A 5,281-nucleotide genomic window follows, 5' to 3' on the forward strand; every position below is an offset into this window, starting at 1 on the left:
AAGCGTTGTGTTTGTCAGCTGCGAAGAAGGAAGAGTATGAAGCATTTCGCTAAATCCGTCAACTCCTTCTTTACTACTCATCGCCGTTTCCGGTGATCCTCAACTGCCGCATTTGACTGCGTCTCATTGGGGAGGCGAACTATAGCAAAGCCGCCCATGGGCGGCAAGCTTTATTTGAGTAATTCGGCAACCGCCATGCCCACATCGGTCGTACTGGCGCTGCCGCCCATATCCGGTGTGCGCGGACCATGCTCGAGCACCTGCTCGATGGCGCGTAAAACCGCGTCATGCGCCGCCGTGTAATTGGCGTCGCCATTGCCGAGGAAGTCCAGCATCATGGCGCCCGACCAGATCATGCCGATCGGGTTGGCGATATTCTGGCCGTAGATATCAGGTGCGGAACCGTGTACCGGCTCAAAGACAGAAGGGAACGTGCGCTCCGGATTGATATTGGCCGATGGTGCGATGGCAATCGTTCCCGTGCAGGCGGGCCCCAGGTCCGACAGGATATCGCCAAACAGATTTGAAGCGACCACCACGTCGAAGCGCTCGGGGCTCAATACAAAGCGGGCCGCCAGAATGTCGATATGGTATTTATCCCAGCGGACATCGGGAAAGCTCGGACCCATCGCCTCCACCCGCTCATCCCAATATGGCATGCTGATGGCAATGCCATTCGACTTGGTCGCCGATGTCAGGTGTTTTTTAGGCCGGCTTTGCGCCAGCTCAAACGCATACTTCAGGATACGGTCGACGCCCTTGCGCGTAAAGACAGATTCCTGCAGCACGGTCTCGCGCTCCGTCCCCTCGAACATGCGCCCGCCCACGGATGAATACTCTCCTTCCGTATTTTCACGCACCACATAAAAATCGATATCGCCAGGCTTCTTATTCGCCAGCGGGCACGGTAAGCCCGGCATCAGGCGCACAGGCCGCAAGTTGACGTATTCGTCGAACTCGCGCCGGAATTTCAATAACGAACCCCACAGCGAGATATGGTCGGGCACCTTGTCCGGCCAGCCCACGGCACCAAAATAGATGGCGTCGAAATCCTTGAGCTGAGCGAACCAGTCCGAGGGCATCATTTGCCCATGCTCCAGGTAATAATCGCAATTGGCCCAAGCCATTGTCGTGAACTGCAAGTCGATATTGAAACGGCGGGCGGCCGCCTCGATGACACGCAAGCCCTCCGGCATGACTTCATTGCCGATGCCGTCACCGGCGATGACGGCGATTTTATGTGTCCTCATGGGAAACCCTGTTGGAAATAGGCGATGGAAGCCCGTATTTACATCGGCTGCGCCACATCCGGGTACAGACGCGCCAGCACATCGGCAGTGATCGCCGCGATGATGGGCTGCACACGCTCGGCCGCCAGTTCAGTTGATTTCTCGCGGCGCACCTCTTTCCACAACTCGGCCAATGCGCCTTCATGGCGCGCCACCGCCTGCTCGACTTCATCCTGCCAGAAGGCCGGCGCTTCGCTTTCCACGAAGTTGCCGCGGCCACGGCCAAAGTGCGCCACCGCCAGGTAACGCAGCACGCCCGCCACTACCAAGGTACGCAGGAAAGCATCGGTAAATTGCATCGTGGGCTCATTGCGGTCCGTGCCGGAATTAAAACCCCAGGCTGCGCCTGCAAACGTCAGCGCACCGACTACGCCGCCAAGCAAAGCGCCAGTGCCCAAGGTCAGGCCGCCGGAAATCAGGTCGGCCGACAGGCCCGTCGCCGCGCCGGAAATCATGGCGCCAAGCAAACCCGCTTGCGCCTTGTCGATCGGTGCGCGCACGGCGAAATTTTCCCGTATCCGGCTATTGATCTTATGCGCATCGGTCGGATCGAGTTTGTGCAATATCAAAAGCTCACGCGTGGTGGTACCGCTATGCGTATTGAGTCGCGCCACCAGGCTGGCCATGGCCTTTTCCTGGCGTTGCTGCTCTGCATTCTTGCCGATACCCACCACCTGCAAGGCCGATTTCAACAAGCCCCTGGACGCCGGATCAATGGCTTCGCGATCCTGTCCGGCCACCGCCAGCTGCGTGGCCAGCAAATGCATGGCCTGCCGGAAACGCGCCGCATTCTGCTCCTGCCAGGCAGCAAACAGACGCGCATAACCGACTTGCTGCGACTGCGGCAACAATTTACCCACGGCTTCGTAAAATACGCGCTCATGTACCCAGCAGCGGGCAAAGGCATCGAGCGCCAGGACATCGCGCACGATCGGATACTGCTGCAAATGCTCGCGCCAGCGCGCCTGTTCGCCATGTTCCTCATTGCCAGGACGCGGCGGCCCCATCTGGTTGAGCAAGACCACCACGGGCTTATCCAGCCAGGCGAGGATTTTCATTTCCGCCGGCAAGTAGCCCGCATCCTTGGGATGTTCGGAGGAATTGACCAGGTACAACACTACGTCGGCAGAGTCCTTGGCCGTGCGCAGCGCTTGCTGGCTGAGCCAGAACGGACGGTCGCGGTAACGGTCCAGCACTTCGCGCAGGAACCAGCCGATGGGATTGCCCGACTGCCCCAGGCGCTTGAGCAGGCGCACGGAATCGCCAAAGCCTGGCGTATCCCACAATTGCAAGGCATCGCCCTGCGGCGTGGCCAGCAAGGTATGCGATTCGGCAAACACCGTCACGTGGGCGGCATCGCGCACTTCGCCGATGTCCACGCCGACCAAAGTGCGCGCCAGGGTAGTCTTGCCATTATTCGTATGCGAAATCAGCGCAAACTGAATCTGCACCGCATCATCTTGCACCTCTTTATTCACATTCACGCTCATGCTGCTGCCGATACTTTCAGCCCGACACCGGCATCGAGCGGGTGCAAGGCAGGATTGAGCAAATTGACCACGGTTGCCGTGGTTTTGTGGAACTGGCAGAACTGTTGCCACAAGGCGACTCGTTCCGCCAGGCGCGCGCCGTTATCCACCTGCTCGCCCGCGCGCTCCAGGTAGCTGGACTCGTCGATCAGCACGGCGATGCCGCGTGCCGACGATTGCGCCAGGTAATCGAGGAAGGCGCCGTGATTTTCCTTCTCCGGCGTCGCCGTCAGATTGAACAGCACGGCCGTGATATTGACTTGCGGATCATTCAAGTCCGTGTCGCGCAAGACGTCCTGCGGTTCTTCGCCATACGACGTCGATGGACGCAGCATCATGCGGCCCTGCTCGCCGAACAGCATGATGGACAGCTGGCCCAATCCCATGTGGCGTGCTTCATCGACAGTAAAGCTGTATGGCAAGACGCGCAGCATGCCGCCCGTGGCCACGCCGATGCTTTCATTGAGCTTGCGGAAATACGGTTGATCTAGATCCAGCGGAAAGTTCCTGGCCAGGCGCGCGGCGCGCCAGTTGTTGACGAGGGCCAGGATCAGGCGGGGAACGACGACCAGCAGGAAAATCGTTGCCGCATACAAATGCACCCAGCGCGCGCCGCCTTCGACGGTCGTCGTTTGCGGGAAGCGCAGTGCTTCGATTTCCGCCAGCGAAAATCCTTGCAAATGAAACAGGGCAATGGCGGGCGCAAACAAGGTCGAAAGCAGGCTATGCACTTGGCCGGCATTCAAAAAGGTGCTTTCCCAGCCGGCTGCGTATTGCGACAGAAAGCCGCGCGCATACAGTGAAGCGACGGCGCCGATGGCAAACATGGCGGCGCTCAGGTGGATGGTACGTCTGAGGCGCGCAGCCGTCAGTTTGGCACTCAAGTGCGCCCATTCCCCCATGAAACTGAGCAAGCCCGAGGACAAGGCGTGCGGCAGTTTGCGCGGCAGGGCCAGGCGGCCCACGCTCAGGTGGCGCACCAGTCCCGCCTTCGGCCAGCCGAGGGAACGCGAAGGGATGCATAGCCAGATCAGCAAGCCCAGGTAGACCAGTACATTCCAGGCGATGATCAGCAGCAAGGGCGCCGACAACAGATCCACGCGATGGGGATCCGTGATGCGGTCCAGCCCGGCGCCCAGCAGCAAAGCCAGCAGGGGCAAGGCCAGCGCCAGGGTTTTCATGCCGTTGCGACGCTTTGCGAAAGCGGCGAAGGCGGGCGTGCGCTCGGTGATGCGTTTGAGGATCAGTTCCGAGCGCTGCTGCAGGAAATCGTCACCTGTCACTTCGGCCTGCTTGCCCGAAGCTTGCCACTGCGCAAGCTCACGCGCGCTGCGGCTGGCATACATGCGGTCATCCTCGCTGAGGATTTCTTTTTTCTGGTCGGCCGTCTCGATAGCACGGACCAATACCACTTCTCTCGCAATCTGCTCGTTCATGGTGCTCCTGTTTTTGTATGAAACGACAACTACACAGGCAGATTGTGACGTACTTTTGTGTTTCAGGCCAACGCGTCCTCGGCCCGGAGCAGCTTATGCAGCAGATATATCAGGAAAGAAGCGATCCAGGCTGACCACAAGGTGTGCGTAAAAAATTGCGTACCTTGCAACTGTTGCTGCCAGCCTGCCGCCAAACCGCACAGTAATATGACACCGACGAGCAGAAACGCCGTGCGCGGCCGTCCGGGCAGGCAGAACAATGGCAAGGCCAGCATCCACCAGGCAGTACTCGCCTGTGTAGCGGGCAGGCAGACCATGGCAGATGCGCTGGCCGGTAATGTTTCCAGCAGGCGCGTGTACGGCGCCATTCCGCCATAGCGCAACAAATCCGTAGGGCAAGGGACATCACTGAACGAGGATAGCAAGTAAATACTTAATGGCACCAGGACAGCCGACAGCGCCACGACATGCAAGGCGCTGCGGCGTGAGGCCGGCCAGGCCAGTGGACGCTGCGTGTCCCAGACCGCCAGAGCAATCGCAGCTGCGGCCAGCAAGGTCATGCAGAACTGGAAACCGCGCGTCCACGCACTGCCAGCGCCGACAAATTGCCCACGCATTCCGTCGAACATACTGTCGGCGATCATGAGGTCGAGGTTGCTGTAATTGCCGATCCAGAGTATCAGCATGGCCGACAGCATCAAGGCGCTATCGATGCCTTTGGGAGTTTTGACGAGTTTAAGCTTGGCCAACATGGGTGCACACACTACTTGATGAGAATGGAAGTCATCGTACAGTGTCAATATGAAGAGAACATGACGATGCCCGCCGTGCACAACATGTGGTGAAAATGACAAAGGCAGACGTAGGTCGGCTTAGCGCGCAGCGCGTAAGCCGACAAGCACCACCGGCGCCAAACAAAACCACCAGACGAAAAAAAACCCGCCAATTGCTTGACGGGTTTTTCTCTACTGCGAATAACAAGCCTGACGATAACCTACTTTCACACTGGTTGCAGCACTATCATCGG

Annotated in this window: 4 protein-coding genes; all 4 read right to left on the reverse strand. The window is 59.0% G+C overall.

The features are described from left to right. Positions 1–170 precede the first annotated feature (170 nt). Positions 171–1,250: a tartrate dehydrogenase gene (locus tag KO539_RS29760; RefSeq protein WP_219313979.1), complete on the reverse strand. Its 1,080-nt coding sequence runs from the start codon at positions 1,248–1,250 to the stop codon at positions 171–173. 38 nt (positions 1,251–1,288) lie between these two features. Beyond that, positions 1,289–2,779 (reverse strand): DUF3482 domain-containing protein, encoded by a 1,491-nt coding sequence (locus KO539_RS29765; RefSeq protein WP_219313981.1) that lies wholly within the window; start codon positions 2,777–2,779, stop codon positions 1,289–1,291. Next, positions 2,776–4,254 carry a DUF2868 domain-containing protein gene (locus tag KO539_RS29770; RefSeq protein WP_219313984.1) on the reverse strand — a complete coding sequence of 493 codons (1,479 nt, stop codon included), beginning with the start codon at positions 4,252–4,254 and terminating at the stop codon, positions 2,776–2,778. Before KO539_RS29770 ends, KO539_RS29765 begins: the two co-directional genes overlap by 4 nt. 62 nt (positions 4,255–4,316) lie before the next feature. Then, positions 4,317–5,006 (reverse strand): acid phosphatase, encoded by a 690-nt coding sequence (locus tag KO539_RS29775; protein WP_219313985.1) that lies wholly within the window; start codon positions 5,004–5,006, stop codon positions 4,317–4,319. Positions 5,007–5,281 lie beyond the last annotated feature (275 nt).

Origin of the sequence: Janthinobacterium sp. NKUCC06_STL (assembly GCF_019345455.1) — a bacterium.
GTDB lineage: Bacteria > Pseudomonadota > Gammaproteobacteria > Burkholderiales > Burkholderiaceae_D > Janthinobacterium > Janthinobacterium rivuli.

Excerpts from the sequence above, each read along its gene's own strand:
- KO539_RS29775 (WP_219313985.1), bottom strand. The coding sequence starts at position 5,006 with ATGTTGGCCAAGCTTAAACTCGTCAAAACTCCCAAAGGCATCGATAGC.
- KO539_RS29765 (WP_219313981.1), bottom strand. The coding sequence starts at position 2,779 with ATGAGCGTGAATGTGAATAAAGAGGTGCAAGATGATGCGGTGCAGATT.
- KO539_RS29770 (WP_219313984.1), bottom strand. The coding sequence starts at position 4,254 with ATGAACGAGCAGATTGCGAGAGAAGTGGTATTGGTCCGTGCTATCGAG.
- KO539_RS29760 (WP_219313979.1), bottom strand. The coding sequence starts at position 1,250 with ATGAGGACACATAAAATCGCCGTCATCGCCGGTGACGGCATCGGCAAT.